Origin of the sequence: Methylibium sp., assembly GCF_013817365.1 — a bacterium.
In the GTDB taxonomy this organism is placed as follows: domain Bacteria; phylum Pseudomonadota; class Gammaproteobacteria; order Burkholderiales; family Burkholderiaceae_C; genus Methylibium.
Genome location: NZ_JACDCU010000050.1, coordinates 1 through 14,572, shown reverse-complemented (window position 1 = coordinate 14,572; position 14,572 = coordinate 1). Strand labels below are relative to the sequence as shown.

The 14,572-nt window shown below is 66.7% G+C and carries 14 protein-coding genes and 3 pseudogenes; 7 read left to right on the top strand and 10 right to left on the bottom strand.

Features of this window, described 5'->3' with window-relative positions; translation table 11 throughout:
- Positions 1–171: 171 nt before the first annotated feature.
- Together H0W38_RS05360 and H0W38_RS05355 are read right to left on the bottom strand one after the other, a co-directional pair.
- Positions 172–1,296 (bottom strand): nitroreductase family protein, encoded by a 1,125-nt coding sequence (locus H0W38_RS05360; protein WP_292451916.1) that lies wholly within the window; start codon positions 1,294–1,296, stop codon positions 172–174.
- Positions 1,297–1,349: 53 nt separating this feature from the next.
- Positions 1,350–1,603, bottom strand: a pseudogene (locus H0W38_RS05355) (transposase); the annotation flags it as partial.
- Positions 1,604–1,613: 10 nt separating this feature from the next.
- On the opposite strand from H0W38_RS05355, the pseudogene H0W38_RS05350 reads away from it, so the two are divergent.
- The 3 genes and pseudogenes from H0W38_RS05350 to H0W38_RS05340 all read left to right on the top strand — a co-directional run.
- A pseudogene (locus H0W38_RS05350) lies at positions 1,614–2,131 on the top strand (hypothetical protein); the annotation flags it as partial.
- Between the two features lie 119 nt (positions 2,132–2,250).
- Positions 2,251–2,517, top strand: a complete 267-nt coding sequence (locus H0W38_RS05345; protein WP_292451922.1) for a hypothetical protein — start codon at positions 2,251–2,253, stop codon at positions 2,515–2,517.
- Between the two features lie 16 nt (positions 2,518–2,533).
- The gene (locus H0W38_RS05340; protein WP_292451914.1) at positions 2,534–2,674 is read left to right on the top strand and encodes a hypothetical protein; all 141 of its coding nucleotides are present in this window, start codon (positions 2,534–2,536) and stop codon (positions 2,672–2,674) included.
- Between the two features lie 6 nt (positions 2,675–2,680).
- Here H0W38_RS05340 and H0W38_RS05335 read toward each other — a convergent pair whose 3' ends face one another.
- Complete coding sequence (locus tag H0W38_RS05335; protein WP_292451920.1) at positions 2,681–3,175, bottom strand: gluconokinase; 495 nt, start codon at positions 3,173–3,175, stop codon at positions 2,681–2,683.
- A gap of 304 nt (positions 3,176–3,479) precedes the next feature.
- On the opposite strand from H0W38_RS05335, the gene gmk reads away from it, so the two are divergent.
- The 4 genes from gmk to H0W38_RS05315 all read left to right on the top strand — a co-directional run bounded on the left by gmk (position 3,480) and on the right by H0W38_RS05315 (position 8,117).
- Positions 3,480–4,136 (top strand): guanylate kinase, encoded by a 657-nt coding sequence (gmk, locus tag H0W38_RS05330; protein ID WP_292451912.1) that lies wholly within the window; start codon positions 3,480–3,482, stop codon positions 4,134–4,136.
- Between the two features lie 43 nt (positions 4,137–4,179).
- A complete protein-coding gene (gene rpoZ, locus H0W38_RS05325; protein ID WP_292446421.1) occupies positions 4,180–4,383 on the top strand; it encodes a DNA-directed RNA polymerase subunit omega in 204 nt (67 codons plus the stop codon).
- Positions 4,384–4,585: 202 nt separating this feature from the next.
- Complete coding sequence (locus H0W38_RS05320; RefSeq protein ID WP_292451918.1) at positions 4,586–6,820, top strand: bifunctional (p)ppGpp synthetase/guanosine-3',5'-bis(diphosphate) 3'-pyrophosphohydrolase; 2,235 nt, start codon at positions 4,586–4,588, stop codon at positions 6,818–6,820.
- A 106-nt stretch (positions 6,821–6,926) separates the two neighbouring features.
- The gene (locus H0W38_RS05315) at positions 6,927–8,117 is read left to right on the top strand and encodes a CaiB/BaiF CoA-transferase family protein (protein WP_292451909.1); all 1,191 of its coding nucleotides are present in this window, start codon (positions 6,927–6,929) and stop codon (positions 8,115–8,117) included.
- Between the two features lie 29 nt (positions 8,118–8,146).
- Here the strand turns inward: H0W38_RS05315 and greB are convergent, their stop codons facing one another.
- The 7 genes and pseudogenes from greB to H0W38_RS05280 form a co-directional block, all read right to left on the bottom strand.
- A complete protein-coding gene (greB, locus tag H0W38_RS05310; protein WP_292451907.1) occupies positions 8,147–8,716 on the bottom strand; it encodes a transcription elongation factor GreB in 570 nt (189 codons plus the stop codon).
- A 61-nt stretch (positions 8,717–8,777) separates the two neighbouring features.
- Complete coding sequence (locus H0W38_RS05305; protein WP_292451905.1) at positions 8,778–9,527, bottom strand: DUF3047 domain-containing protein; 750 nt, start codon at positions 9,525–9,527, stop codon at positions 8,778–8,780.
- Complete coding sequence (locus tag H0W38_RS05300; RefSeq protein WP_292451903.1) at positions 9,524–10,159, bottom strand: TIGR04282 family arsenosugar biosynthesis glycosyltransferase; 636 nt, start codon at positions 10,157–10,159, stop codon at positions 9,524–9,526. The genes H0W38_RS05305 and H0W38_RS05300 overlap by 4 nt, the downstream gene beginning before the upstream one ends.
- A gap of 125 nt (positions 10,160–10,284) precedes the next feature.
- Positions 10,285–10,968 carry a TIGR04283 family arsenosugar biosynthesis glycosyltransferase gene (locus H0W38_RS05295; RefSeq protein WP_292451901.1) on the bottom strand — a complete coding sequence of 228 codons (684 nt, stop codon included), beginning with the start codon at positions 10,966–10,968 and terminating at the stop codon, positions 10,285–10,287.
- Positions 10,965–13,154 (bottom strand): FAD-dependent oxidoreductase, encoded by a 2,190-nt coding sequence (locus H0W38_RS05290; protein WP_292451899.1) that lies wholly within the window; start codon positions 13,152–13,154, stop codon positions 10,965–10,967. Before H0W38_RS05290 ends, H0W38_RS05295 begins: the two co-directional genes overlap by 4 nt.
- A gap of 103 nt (positions 13,155–13,257) precedes the next feature.
- On the bottom strand, positions 13,258–14,283 hold the full coding sequence (arsS, locus tag H0W38_RS05285; protein WP_292451897.1) for an arsenosugar biosynthesis radical SAM (seleno)protein ArsS: 1,026 nt from the start codon (positions 14,281–14,283) through the stop codon (positions 13,258–13,260).
- A gap of 81 nt (positions 14,284–14,364) precedes the next feature.
- Positions 14,365–14,572: pseudogene (locus tag H0W38_RS05280) on the bottom strand (hypothetical protein); the annotation flags it as partial.

Genomic DNA, 14,572 nt, shown 5'->3' with positions numbered 1-14,572 from the left:
GCCCAGATCGGAAATGCAATTATCCAGCCGCCCATCAACGGCCATACCCCACTCCGGCTTGAGAACCAACGTAGAAATCCCTTGAGCGGTCCTGTCAATAGCACTCGAGCCCGAAAAGCGTTTTCAACAACCTGTCTATCGCAGCGGGTCAACAATAACGAGTTCACACTTCTACCTTCTATCTGATACGAGAAGAGTTTCAAGACTAAGACGCCGGGATCTTGCTTTGGCGGCCGGTCCTTCCCCGATACGCCCTATCCAGACAGCTCGTGCCATATCATCACCGATTAGCTCGAAAGTATCAGCTGCTGTGCTGGCGGCGAACAACTTCACATTTTCGTTTTTTGTGAATGCTATATCCGCCTTCAAGTACCCTGCAAAAATAAGTGGCGTCATCTCCGGTTGATGACGAAGGCCCAGTTTTGTTGCAGTTAGCCAGAATCTTTGCACCGAGCGCCCGGCAAGTATGTAGTCGTCGATAGTTTCTGGGGTCTTCCGCGCTGCGATTACGACATGTGCAGCACATGCCAAGCTCGGTACGAAGTCCATCTCCAGTCTAGGGATCAACGTACCGGCCAAGTAGGTGTTGAAAAACTCAACGCGCGCCCAGCTGCGCATGACCCACCGCATCAGCCATGCGGTGGGCGCGCTCACCCCCAGTGCGGCCTGAGGAATTCGATCTTCGCTATAACTTGCGTTCCATTCGATGACTCTTCGATGGACTTGATAAGCCTCCGGCATGATCATTCGAAGCTTTGCATTGCGAAACATCAGCCGGGCTGCGCGAAATCGATTGGCCCATCCCTCGAGCCACTTCACTTGGTAATGCACACCGACTGAAGCTTCGAGAACCTGCTTCTCTGTCAGCGTCAGTGGCCGCACTCTCAAACGGCGGCGCTGCACACTGCGTTCTGTAATAAACCGCACCAATGGATCTTCCATTATCTCGATGTCAGATGAAAACTTGATATCGAAGGTCGGCTGAACGTCAGGTGCGTCACATCGGCGCCGGGTTTCCACACGCAGCCCGTAGGTACTTGCAGCGATGGCGATAGTTTCCAGCAGCGCACCTATCGAGAGTTGACTGGCTCGACCTTGAAGGTCGTAGACACAGTCCTTGCGCGTATCAAAGCCGTGCACTATGACGGAATCGCTGTCGACGATCTCAAAACGCCAAGGCTGAGTGTTGTCACCGCTAGGTGCCCACCGGGCGATATCTAGGATCCGCTCGATGGTGATTCGACCTTCCATACTCAAAAACCCTTCTTCATTTGTGAGGATGACTTGTGGTGGCAAATTTCTTTCTGGCACAGCGGTTCATAGCAACCCTGTACCCGTTTCAGTACCGTTTAGAGATGGGAACTTCCGGCTTTTGGGGGATCGGAACTGCTCGGCTTGAGCCGGCAGTTGCGGGCGAACTCTGCGGGTGTGGCCCAGTCTAGTGCGGAGTGGGGACGACTCTCGTTGTAGTAGTGCGTCAGGCCGCAATCTTGTCGCGCGCATCCTTCATCGACAAGGACCAATGCGCGTTGAGGTATTCCTGCCGCAGCCGGCCGTTGAAGCTCTCCACACGCGCGTTGTCGATCGGTTTGCTTGGCCGGCTACCTGCGTGACAGCAGGCGTGTCGCTACGGACCTCGACCTGCACGAGCGTGCAAGCTCGACGCATACAAAGGGCTACCTGAGCGAGCGCATCGAGCAAGCGAGCCCGCGCTGGATGCCGGCGAGCGTGCTGCTGTGCGAGATCGGCGAGCGCGGCTACGCGGCCAGCATCAGCCAATCGAAGGCATGGCTCGCGCCACTCAAGCGCCTCGAGCCCGAAGCCGTGTGCGCTTCGAGACGCCGCTGGCGGCGACTATCGAAGCCAGCGGCTTGCGCCTCACGGTCGAGCTGGCCAAGTGCATGTCCGGCGCTGGCTCGACGAGATCGCCAATGCTGCCCGTGTGCATGGCACCACCAAGGCGGTGCCGGCGGTGCGCCTAGGCGAGAACGCGCCCTCATGCTGCCCGCCGGCGTTGCACGCGCCGAGGGCATTGCCGCAGCACGTGGCACTGCCCGTGGAGAGCCTGCCCCATCCGCTGGCCGTCTATGACGAACTGCTCAATGACGAACTGATCGGGGTGTTTGCATGACGACGCACGCTGCAGACAGACCGGGGGGTTGATGAGCGCTGGCCAGCGTCTGCGCGAACACCTCGAGCGGCGTGCGCCAGTTGTGCGTGGCGCGGGGTCTGCCGTTGAGGCTGTCGGCGATGGCATCGAGCTCGTCAGCGCACCGCACCGCACCGCACCGCACCGCACCGCGAACAGCTCTGCCGCCGGAGCTTGCACAGTCGCTGGCCTGGAACAACCCCTACCGCTTCATCGAACCCTCGGTCGACGAGAAGCTCGCGCTTCAGGGCAAGCTGCCACGCGTGCGGCGCCGTTGGCTAGTTGCGGGCTTATTCGGCACGCTGCTGCACGGAGGACTGCTCCTGATGATGAGCTACGGAATTCTTTCGACTCTGTCGGAGAAGTAGCCTTACTGCCCTGCCCGTGGAGTACTGGCTCGACAACGGCGTGTTCGGCCAGCGCAAGTTCGTCGCGGGCGACATTGCCGCCAAGAGCCCATTCCAGCATGTCGCTCACAAGATGCCGTCGAGCACCAGGACGGTTGCCCTGCGCGGCCGGCCTTGAGCACCCTCAAAACAGCGGCGCCCGCTTCGCGAGGTTGGCAATGATCTCTGCCACGATCGCACCCGGGTCGGCGTCGATCGAAACCACGATCGGGTTCTCATCGGCTTGCGGCTCTTCCAGCGTGTCAAGCTGGCTTTGCAGCAGAGCGGAGGGCATGAAGTGCCCGTGCCGCTGCTTCATGCGGCGACTGATGAGCTCGGCGTCGCCTTTGAGGTAGACGAGCCTCACGCCGTCTCGGCCGGCGGTGAGGGTCTCGCGATAGCTTCGCTTGAGTGCCGAACAGGCCAGGACGCCCCGCCTGCCCTCGCCGCGCACGGTGTCGATCCATGACGCCAGCGCGCGCAACCACGGCCCGCGGTCCCCATCCGTGAGGGCATTGCCGCTGCGCAGCTTGCGCAGGCTGGCGGTCGAATGGAAGGCGTCGGCATCCGCGAACTCCGACCGCAAGCGCTCGGCCAGCAAGGTGGCAACCAGCGTCTTTCCGGAGCCCGACACGCCCATGACGATCACAACGCAAGCAGGCAGGGAGGCAGCAACGACGTTCATGGTTTGATTCCAGAAGCCAACCGAGCAAATTGAATGCCGGTCTCGTACGGGTTCATGCTCGAGGCACATGCGCAACGCTTCGCAACGCAGGCCGCCGAACCTGCGAAAAGTCACGACTGATAGACTGACCACGCGAGTTTCGCTGCACGGCCAACTTCCGAAATCCAACGCGGCGCGCGCTTCTCTTCACCGCAAAGCGGGGCGCAGGCGCCTCACCCGCAAGCCATGGGCCCTACGAGTCAACGATGATCAGGCGACCATGAGCACCTCGAGCGACCGCACCGTCGGCGACGTCGATCCCACCGCTGGCAATCTGTTCGTCGTCGCAGCGCCCAGCGGCGCCGGCAAATCCACCCTCGTCAAGGCCCTGCTCGAACTCGACGGCCGTCTGGCCGTGTCGATCTCGCACACCACCCGCGCGCCGCGCGGGCAGGAGGTCGAGGGCTATGAGTACCACTTCATCGCCGAGTCGCAGTTTCGAGACATGGTGATGGAAGGCGCCTTCTTTGAATGGGCGGAGGTGCACGGCAACCTCTACGGCACGTCGCGGCTGGCGATCGAGCAGCGTCTGGCCGGCGGTGAGGACGTGGTGCTCGAGATCGACTGGCAGGGCGCGCTGCAGATCAAGCGGCTGTTCCCCGGCGCGGTGCTGGTCTTCATCCTGCCGCCGAGTTGGGGTGAGCTGCTGCAACGGCTGGAGCGCCGCGGCGAAGACCCGGCGCAGGTGATCGGCACGCGCATGGCCAATGCGCGGGAGGAAGTGGCGCAGGCCAGACACTTCGATTACGTCGTGATCAACGCCCTGTTCGAGACGGCCTTGTTCGACCTCAAGGCAATCGTTCATGCGCAACGGCTAAAATACGCGAGTCAACGGCGCAGCAAGGCGGCCGTGTTTCAGGCCCTCGACCTGGATTGATGCCCGATCCCACCCCTTTTCGTTCGTCCCGGAGACTCACCCCATGGCCCGCATTACCGTCGAAGACTGTCTCGCCAGGATTCCCAACCGCTTCCAGCTCGTGCTGGCCGCGACCTACCGCGCGCGGATGCTCAGCCAGGGCCACGCACCCAAGGTCGAGAGCAAGAACAAGCCCGGCGTGACGGCCTTGCGCGAGATCGCCGAAGGCCACGTCGGGATCGAGATGTTGAGAAAAGTGCCCGTGTGACCTGAAGCGCACCCGCGCAGCAAACGGCCCGCCTCCGCGGGCCGTTTGCTTTTTTGCGCCGTCCGCCCGATAACCAGCCCGTTCCCTGAGGCCTGCCGCGCCCTTCGCCGCACCCTGTGAACCCGCGCGCTACCATGAACTCATGCCCTCCCGTGCCGTCCAAGCCGTTCGCAAAAAGCTGAGCCAGGCTCTGCCGGCCTTCATGCTGGGCTCCAACAGCGAGGCCCCGGCAGCCGAGGCGGCGGTCAGCGACGCGGCCGCGGCGTCCTTCGCCACGCTGACCAAGAAACTTTCGTATCTGAGCGCGGCCGACATCAAGCGCGTGCGCGAGGCCTACAAGTTCGCCGACGAAGCCCACCTCGGGCAGTTCCGTGCCAGCGGCGAGCCTTACATCACCCACCCGATCGCGGTGGCAGGTTTGTGCGCCGGCTGGAAGCTCGACGCCACCGCCATCATGGCCGCGCTGATGCACGACGCCATGGAGGACTGCGGCACCTCCAAGGTCGAATTGATCGAGCGCTTCGGCGCTCCCACCGCCGACCTGGTCGACGGACTGACCAAGCTCGACCGGCTCCACTTCTCCACGCGCGAGGAGTCGCAGGCCGAGAGCTTCCGCAAGATGCTGCTGGCGATGGCGCGCGACGTGCGCGTGATCCTCATCAAGCTGGCCGACCGGCTGCACAACATGCGCACCCTGCAGGCCGTGCAGCCGGCCAAACGCGAACGCATCGCCCGCGAGACGATGGAGATCTACGCGCCCATCGCGCACCGCCTGGGCCTGAACCAGACCTACCGCGAGCTCCAGGAGCTGAGCTTCCAGTACCTGCGGCCCTGGCGCCATGCGGCGCTCTCGAAGGCGGTGCTGCGCGCACGCGGCAACCGCCGCGACATCGTCGAGCGCGTACAGCTCGACGTGGAAAAGGCCTTCAAGACCGCCAAGCTCGTGGTCGATGTTTCGGGCCGCGAGAAGACGCTCTATTCCATCTACAACAAGATGGAAGAAAAGCACCTGAGCTTCGCGCAGGTCAACGACATCTTCGGCTTTCGCATCGTCGTGGGGTCGCTGCCCGAATGCTATTTGGCGCTGGGCGTGCTGCACCAGCTCTACAAGCCGATGCCGGGGCGTTTCAAGGACTACATCGCCATTCCCAAGGCCAACGGCTACCAGTCGCTGCACACCACGCTGGTCAGCCCGCTGGGCACCGCGGTCGAATTTCAACTCCGCACCGAGCCGATGCATCTGGTGGCCGAGGCCGGCATCGCCGCGCACTGGCTCTACAAGGCGCATGGCAGCGGCGATGCGCAGCACCTCGGCGCCATGTGGGTGCAGTCGCTGCTCGACATCCAGAACGAGACGCGCGACGCGGCCGAGTTCCTCGAGCACGTGAAGATCGATCTCTTCCCCGACTCGGTCTACGTGTTCACGCCGATGAGCAAAATCCTCGCGCTGCCGCGCGGTGCCACGCCGGTGGATTTCGCCTACGCTATCCACAGCGACATCGGCGACCGCTGCATCGCCGCCAAGGTCAATGGCGAGTCGGTCCCGCTGCGCACGCCGCTGCGCAGCGGCGACGTGGTCGAGATCATCGGCGCGCCGAGCGCGCGGCCCAACCCGGCTTGGCTCAATTTCGTGCGGACCGGCCGTGCGCGCTCGAGCATTCGCCACTACCTGAAGAACATGGAGGCCGAGGAATCGCTCAGCCTCGGCGAAAAGCTGCTGGCCCAGTCGATCCGCGCCGAAGGCCTGCAGCTTCCCGCAGGCGACGAGACCGGCAGCGACACCGACGCGCAGCTCTGGCAGGCGTTGCTGCGCTGGGCCGGGCTCAGGAAGCGCGATGAGTTGCTCATCGACATCGGCCTGGGCAAGAAGATCCCGGCCATCGTCGCCAAGCGGCTGGCTGCACTGCAGGCCGAACGCGGCACGCGGCCCGACGCGGTGACGCTCACTCTCGGCCGCTACGGCACCGAGGACGGCGCACCTGCGCACGGCACCGTGGTGCTCGACGGCAGCGAGGGGGCGACGCTCCAGCTCGCACTGTGCTGCCGTCCCGTGCCGGGCGATTCGATCGTCGGCTACCTCGGCCGCGGCGAAGGCCTGCTGGTGCACACGGCAGATTGCGGCATCGGCAGGCGCCAGTTCGAGCGCGACAAGGAGCCCTGGATCACCGTCGAATGGTCCGACACCCCGCAGCGCAACTTCGAGACCGCCGTGACCGTGCTGCTGACGAACGGCAAGGGCGTGCTGGCGCAGATAGCTTCGGCCGTCAGCGGCGCCGAAGCCGACATCGTTCACATCGACATGAACGAGGAGCGTGCCGGACAGACCGCCGAGCTGCGCCTGCTGCTCTGCTTGCGCGACCGCCTGCACCTGGCGGACACGCTTCGCGCGCTCAAGCGCTCGCCTTCGGTGCTGCGCGTGGCGCGCGTCAAGCCCTGAGGCGGCTAGACCCAGTTTCTCCGTTGGATCGCTGGTCGAGCGCGCGAGGGCTCGTCAGAATAAGCGGCCCTTCCCCCGGCCACGCCGCTCCACCGCCCGAACGCGCATGCAGATCCTCGACGGCATCAAGGTGATCGAACTCGGCCAGTTGATCGCCGGGCCGTTCGCCGGCAAGACGTTGGCCGATTTCGGCGCGCGGGTCATCAAGGTCGAGCCGCCCGGTGCCGGCGATCCGCTGCGCAAATGGCGCAAGCTCAAGGACGGCACCTCGGTGTGGTGGGACGCGCAATCGCGCAACAAGGAGTCGGTGGCAATCGACCTGCGCCAGCCTGAGGGCCAGGCCCTGGTGCGCGAGCTGCTGAGCGATGCCGACGTGCTGATCGAGAACTTCCGCCCCGGCACCCTGGAGCGTTGGGGCCTGGGCTGGGACGCGCTGCACGCGCTGAACCCGCGCCTCGTCATGCTGCGCCTTTCCGGCTTCGGCCAGACGGGACCGCGCGCACGCGAGCCCGGCTTCGCCGCAGTGGGCGAGGCCTTCGGCGGGCTGCGCCATCTCAATGGCGAGCCGGGCCGCCCGCCCGTGCGCGCCGGCGTCTCGCTCGGCGACACCGTTGCCGGTCTGCACGGCGCGATGGGCGTGCTGCTCGCGCTGTATCAGCGTGACGCCCGCGGCGGGCAGGGCCAGATGATCGACCTCGCCCTCTACGAGGCGATGTTCAACCTCACCGAGAGCCTGCTGCCCGAGTACGACGCCTTCGGCGACGTGCGCGAGCCGGCGGGCGGCGCGCTCCCCGGCATCGCACCCTCCAATGCCTACCCGTGCGCCGACGGCCGCTTCGTGCTCATCGCCGGCAATGGCGACAGCATCTTCCGGCGCTTGATGACGGCCATCGGCCGCGCCGACCTGGCCGACGATGCGCGACTCACCCACAACGACGGCCGCGCCGCGCGGGCGCTGGAGCTCGATGCGGCGATCGGCGACTGGACCGTTCAGCGCAGCCTCGAGAAAGTGCTCGCGGCGATGGACCGCGCCGAGGTGCCGGCCAGCCGCATCTACACCATTGCGGACCTCGCGGCCGACCCGCACTTCGCGGCACGCGGCTCGATCGAGCGCATTCCGGCGCTGGCCGGCGGCACGATCGCGGTGCCGGGCATCGTGCCCCGGCTCTCGGCCACGCCGGGTGCCGTGCGCCAGCGCGCGCCCCGGCTGGGCGAGCACAGCGACGCTGTGCTGCGCGAACTCGGCCATGACGAGGCCAGCATCGCGGCGCTGCGCGTCAAGGGCAGCGTGGCCTGACGGCCTCAAGCGGCGAAGAAGATTGCTCTCTATGGCGGCGCGGGGTAGCGCACCGTCACCACTTCGATCGTCTGCGGCCCGGCCGGGGTCATGAGCGGCACTTCGTCGCCCTCGCGTGCCTTGAGCAGCGCGCGGGCGACCGGCGAGATCCAGCTCACTTCGCCGGCCAGCGCATCGGCCTCGTCGATGCCCTTGATGGTCACGGTGCGTTCGGTGCCGTCGGGCTGGGCGTAGGTGACGGTCGCGCCGAAGAACACCTGGTCGGCACCGAAGTGCACGCTCGGGTCGGCCACTTCGGCGATTTCCAGGCGCTTGGTGAGAAAGCGGATCCGGCGGTCGATCTCGCGCAGGCGCTTCTTGCCGTAGAGGTAGTCGCCGTTCTCGGAGCGGTCGCCGTTCTTGGCGGCCCATGACACGGTCTCGACCACCTGGGGCCGCTCGTCGTCTATCAGCGCCAACAGCTCGGCATGCAAGCGCGCATAGCCGGCCGGCGTAAGGTAGTTTCTTGTGCCCGTGGGCAGAGGAGGCAGCCCGATCTCGGACTCGTCGTCGCCGACATCCGCGTCGGCGTCGCTTTCCTTGGTGAAGGCCTTGTTCATGTGCCGATTCTGTCGCCTCGACCCTGCGGGCCTCAGGCACCGAGCGCCGGTTGCGCTGGCGTCAGGGTTTCGCCGCCGGTGCGGCCGCGAAAGCGCAGGCCTTCTCGCGTGCGACGAAGTGAAAGTCGGCGAAGCCGGCGCGCGCAGCCTCCCCGGTGTTATCGGTGTCGCTGGCCAGCGCGAGCTGCACGGCCTTGGCGCCTTGGGTGGCCGCATCGCCGAACGCAGCCTGCAGATCGGCTGCGACATCGTGCCGCTCGGTCACCCATTCGCCGGCGTGGACAGCGCCGCTTCGCGCCACGATGATGCGCGTGCGATCGGTGTAGGCGTTGGGCCGCGTGGTGCCCACCGGATAGCGGTTGTCCCACACGTAGTTGAGCGCCGCGTCGGGCACCTGATCGCCCCAGATCGCGCGGGCGATGGAGAGCTTGGCGCGGGTGCCGAAACTCAAGTGCTCGGGCGGCAGCGAGAAGCTCACGTAGACGCGGGCGGCGTAGTCGTCACCGGCTTTGGTGGCGAGGTCGGCCTTCTCGAGCGGCGCGTCGATGCGCCAGCGCCAGCACAGCACCGGCGCGGCGGTGAAGTCGAGCATGAGCGGGCGCGCGTAGAGCGACATGCTGGCATCGGCTTGCGCCTCGATGGCGGCGACGCCGTCCCAGGTCATCGCTGTGTAGCGCGTCGGGGTCAGCTTGTCGGAGAGACTGACGTTGCGCCAGGCTTCGGTGCCGTCGGCGAAGCGGCCGACCCAGACGGGTTCGGCGAGAACCGACGTGGTGGTAAGCGCCAGAAGCAGCGCGATCAATGGGGTCATGTCGATCGCCTTGTAAGTCGATGCTCTGGCGAGAAGTCTTCAGGCAGATGTGCCAGGTCGACGGGTTCGTCGAGGTCATGCAGGGTCTCGCCCTCGTGCAGCGGCCAGCCGATTGTGGCGAAACGCGCGCGCGTCGTGGCGGCCACGGTCGCGGTGCTCCAGGCGATGCCGTTGAACAGCGTGGCGTCGAAGCGGGTCAGGCCGAGCAGCACGTAGCCGCCGTCGTGCGCAGGATGCAAGGTGGCGCCATGAAGCGCCAGTTGCTGCGCGGCGCTGCGCAAGCGCGGCGCATCGAGCGCGAGGCAATCGGTGCCGATCAGCAGCACGGCGTCGTCCGTCTGCAGTGCGCGCTGCGCCGCGCGTGCCATGCGCTCGCCGAGATCGCCCTCGCCCTGGTCGCTGCGCACGACTGCGCTCGGCACCGCCGTGCCGCGCCACGCTGCATCGTCCAGCGCCGGGCTGGCGCACAGCTCGACCGGGCCCAGCCGGGCAGCCAGCGCCTCGGCCACCGCGTGATGCAGCAGCCGCCGCGCAAGGTCCGCCGCGCCTTGTGCGCCGAGCACGGGGATCAAACGCGTCTTGACCCGCCCGGCCTCGGGTGCCTTGGCAAAAACGAGAACTCGCGTGCTCATGACGCGGGCCTCGGGCACGGCGGGCGCAGCGAGAAAGCGGGGCGGTTCACACGCGCAAGGAGCAATGCAATGGCGGCGCGCTCCATACGCGGCCGGCAGCTCGACAAGGAATGCCTCATCGCTTTTCAGCGATACGCCTCGGCCAGGCGCTCCGGCTTCTCGCCCAGCCAGTAAGCCAGCCGCAGCCGCCACATGAGCGCGATGGTTCGCCACACGCCGCGCCGTTCCCAGCGGCGCCCGGAGGTCTGCACCGTCGCGCGCAGACAGGCCGGCCGGCCGAATCGGCGTTTCAGGCGGCTGCTCAGTTCGATGTCTTCCATCAGCGGCTGGTCGGGAAAACCGCCCACCGCGTCGAAGGCATCGCGGCGCACGAAGACGGCCTGGTCCCCGGTGGCGATGCCGCTCCAGCGCGAGCGCCGGTTCATCAGCGCGGCGACGAGGCGCAGCGCCGGCGAGCGGCCTTCGATGTGCACGTCGAAGCGGCCCCAGGCATGGTGGCGCAAGGCCTCGGCGACGAGTTCGTACGCCGCCTCGGGCAGCAGCGTGTCGGCATGCAGAAACAACAGCGCGTCGCCGGGGCCGTGGCTCGCGGCCGCCGCTGCGCCGGCGTTCATCTGCCGGGCTCGCCCGCGGGGTGCGGCGAGCACGGCGTCGGCCAGCGGTTGGGCCAGCGCCGCCGAGGCATCCTGGCTGCCGCCGTCCGCGACGATCACTTCAGCACCGTGCGCACGCAGGGCCTGCAGCCGCGTCAAAGCTTTCGGCAGGACACCCGCCTCGTCGAGCACCGGCATCACGATGGCGAGCTTCATGCGCCCTTCCCGATCCCGACCTCGCCGGCCGGGCTCGCAGCGGCCGCGCCACGGTGGCCGCGCTCCCACGCGTGGTAGCGCTCGACCCAGGCGAGCAGCCGTTGCGGCACATGCGCACGCTTCCATTCACCGGCGGTGTACTTGGCCGCCTCGCTCCACGTCGGATACGGGTGGATGGTGCCGAGGATCTTGTTGAGCCCCAGGCCGTGCTTCATCGCCAGGGTGAACTCGGCCAGCAGCTCGCCGGCATGCGCGCCGACGATGGTGGCGCCGAGGATCTTGTCCTTGCCGGGCGCGATCAGCAGCTTCACGTAGCCGTGCGCGGCTTCGTCGGCGATGGCGCGGTCCAGGTCGTCGAGGCCGTAGCGCACCACTTCCACTTCGATCTTCTGCTCGCGCGCCTCGGCTTCCGAAAGTCCCACCCGCGCGACTTCGGGCTCGGTGAAGGTCACGCGCGGGATCACGCGGTAGTCGGCCTTGAAGCGCTTGAAGCGGCCGAACAGCGCGTTGACCGCCGCGAACCAGGCCTGGTGTGCGGCGACGTGCGTGAACTGGTAGGGGCCGGCGACATCGCCGCAGACGTAGATGTTCGGGAACCGGGTCTGCAGGAAGGCGTCGGCCTCGATCGTCTTTTGCTTGGTGAGCTCGATGCCGAGCTTGTCGAGGCCGTAGCCTTCGGTGCGGGCGACGCGGCCCACGGCGACGAGCAGGGTGTCGAAGGCGATCGCCTGCTCCTTGCCATCGCGGCGCACGAACAGCCGCTGCTCGCCGGCGACCACTTCGCAACGCAGCGCCTCGGTGTCGAGCAGCAGTTGCACGCCTTCCGCGCGCAGCGATTCGCTCACCAGCATGGCAGCGTCCTCGTCCTCGCGCGACAACACGCGCGACCCCTTCTCGATCTGCGTGACCGCCACGCCGAGCATCGCGAAGGCCTGCGCCAGCTCGCATCCGATCGGCCCGCCGCCGAGCACGACCAACCGGCCCGGCTCGCCCTGCAGGTCCCACAGCGTGTCGGAGGTGACCATGCGCACCTGTTCTATGCCCGGAATCGGTGGCACGAAAGGACGCGCACCGGCGGCGATGACGATGGCGCGCGTGCTGAGCGGCTTGCCGTCGATCTCCACCGTCCACGGCGAGGTGATGACGGCGTGCCCCTGCAGCACTTCGACGCCCAGACCCGTGTAGCGCTCGACCGAATCGTGCGGCTCGATCGCGGCGATCACGCGCTTGATGCGCGCCATCACGTCTTCGATGCGCACCTTGGCCTGTGCGTCGTGCGCGCCCAGCGACTCAGCCGCCCGCACGTCCTTCATGAAGCGCGCGGTGCGGATCAGCGCCTTGCTCGGCACGCAGCCGAAGTTCAGGCAGTCGCCGCCCATCTTGTGGCCTTCGACCAGAGTGACCTTGGCCTTCACCACGGCAGCGATGTAGCTCGAGACCAGGCCGGCCGCGCCCGCGCCGATGACGACGAGGTTGCGGTCGAAGGTCTTCGGCTTGTCCCAACCCTTGTACACACGCCGCGCCTGCACCAGGCCGGAGATCCACTTGGCAATCAGCGGGAACAGGCCGAGCAGCACGAAGGAGCCGATCACGCCCGGCGACACGATGCCCGAAAGGCTTTCGATCTGCCCGAGCTGCGTGCCGGCGTTCACGTAAACGAGCGTGCCGGCCAGCATGCCGAGCTGGCTCACGCCGTAGAAGACCGGGGTGCGCATGGGCGTGAGTCCCATCAGCAGGTTGACCGCGAAGAAGGGAAACAGCGGCACCAGCCGCAGCGTGAACAGGTAGAACGCGCCATCGCGAGCCACGCCCTCGTTGACCGCCGTGAGCTTGTCGCCGAAGCGGCGCTGCACCGTGTCGCGCAACAGGTAGCGCGAAGCCAGGAAGGCGAGAGTGGCGCCGATCGACGAGGCGAAGCTCACCACCAAGGTGCCGATCCACAGCCCGAACAGCGCGCCGCCGGCCAGCGTCATGACCGCAGCGCCGGGCAGCGAAAGCGCGGCGACCGCCGCGTAGATGGCAAAGTAGGCGGCCAGCACCGTCAGCGGCTGGCGCGCATAGAGCTCGGCGAACTGCGCCTGCCGTGCCTTCATCGCCTCCAGGCTCAACTCGTTGTGCCCGCCGAAGGCAAAGAAGGCGATGACCGCGGCGGCGATCAGCGCTGCCAGCAGCAGCTTCTTGTTCATCAAGCCGCCTCCGACAGAGTCGCACCACTCCAGACGCCACCCAGTCGGCGGCACGGCGGCGTTCGCGCTGCGATCCCCGCTGCGCGGGGCCCCTCTTCCGCGCTCATGCCGCCGCCTTCAGCGCGCCGCCGCAACTGCTGCCCTGCCCCGCGGTGCAGCCGTAGCAGTGGTCGGCCACGGCGATCGGGTCGTCGTCGAGCGCGCGGGTGAGCAGATCGCGCAGATGCGGTCGCGCCCCGGCGATGGGCAGGACATGGGGCCGTTCACCGCCGACCGCGCGGCGAGGCGCCGCGCCGGCCGGGGGCAGCGGCAGGCCGAGCTGCTGGTTGAAATCGCAGTCGTAGAGATCGCCCTGCCAGTCGACGCTCACCAGGTTGCGGCACATCACGCCCTCGAGGTTGGCGCGCGAATAGCTGTCCTTGAGCAACTGCATGTAGCCCTGGAACTGTCCCTTGGAAACCAGCGTGCTGCCGAAGCGCTGGATCGGCATGTTGGCCAGGGTGTAGAGCTGGTTGAAGCGGATGCCGAAGTGCTCGAACAACTCACGCCGGTAGTCGGCCTCCAGTGCCTCCTGCGGCGGCGGCAGCGCAGGGCCTTGCGGGTTGTAGACGAGCTTGAGCACAAGCGGGCTGCCCGGCTGCGCGTAGCCCAGCGCATTGAGCTTCTGCAATGCTTTGATGCTCTTGTCGAACACGCCGCTGCCGCGCTGTTGGTCCACGTTCTTCACCGAATAGCAGGGCATCGATGCGACCACCTCGACCTGCTGCGCGGCCAGGAACTCGGCAAGCTTCTCGTGCCCCGGCTCGAACAGGATGGTGAGGTTGCAGCGGTCGATCACGTGCACGCCGAGCGCGCGCGCATCGGTCACCAGCGAGAGAAAACCTTCGTTGAGTTCGGGCGCGCCGCCGGTCAGATCGAGTGTCTTGATACGGCGTGCGACCAGCACCTCGCGCACGAGCGCCAGCGTGTCGGCGTCCATCATCTCGGTGCGATTCGGCCCGGCGTTGACATGGCAGTGCAGGCAGCTCTGATTGCAGCGGTAGCCCAGGTTGACCTGCAGCGTCTCGAGCGGGCGCCGGCGCAGGGCGGGGAAATCGGTCTGGCGCAGCAGCGGCAGGGTGGCGTGCATCGTTCGGAACTCCGGGAATTTAGTTTGTGTCGCGGCCGGGCCGCCGGGCTTACAGCGCAGCTTGCAACCCTGACGACTGCATCATGCCGCGCGATCGGAATCCGGGCCGTGGCGCGCGATGAAGGCCCGGTCGATGTGGTCCTTCCAACGCCAGACCCAGCCACCGGAAAGACTGAACGGGCCATAACTCATCAACGCATGGCGTTGGCCCGTGCTCAGCAGGTAAAGCGAACGCCCGCGCGGGCGCCAGCTGCGCAGCGGTGCGTCGTGCAGCGAGGCGAGCAGGTTG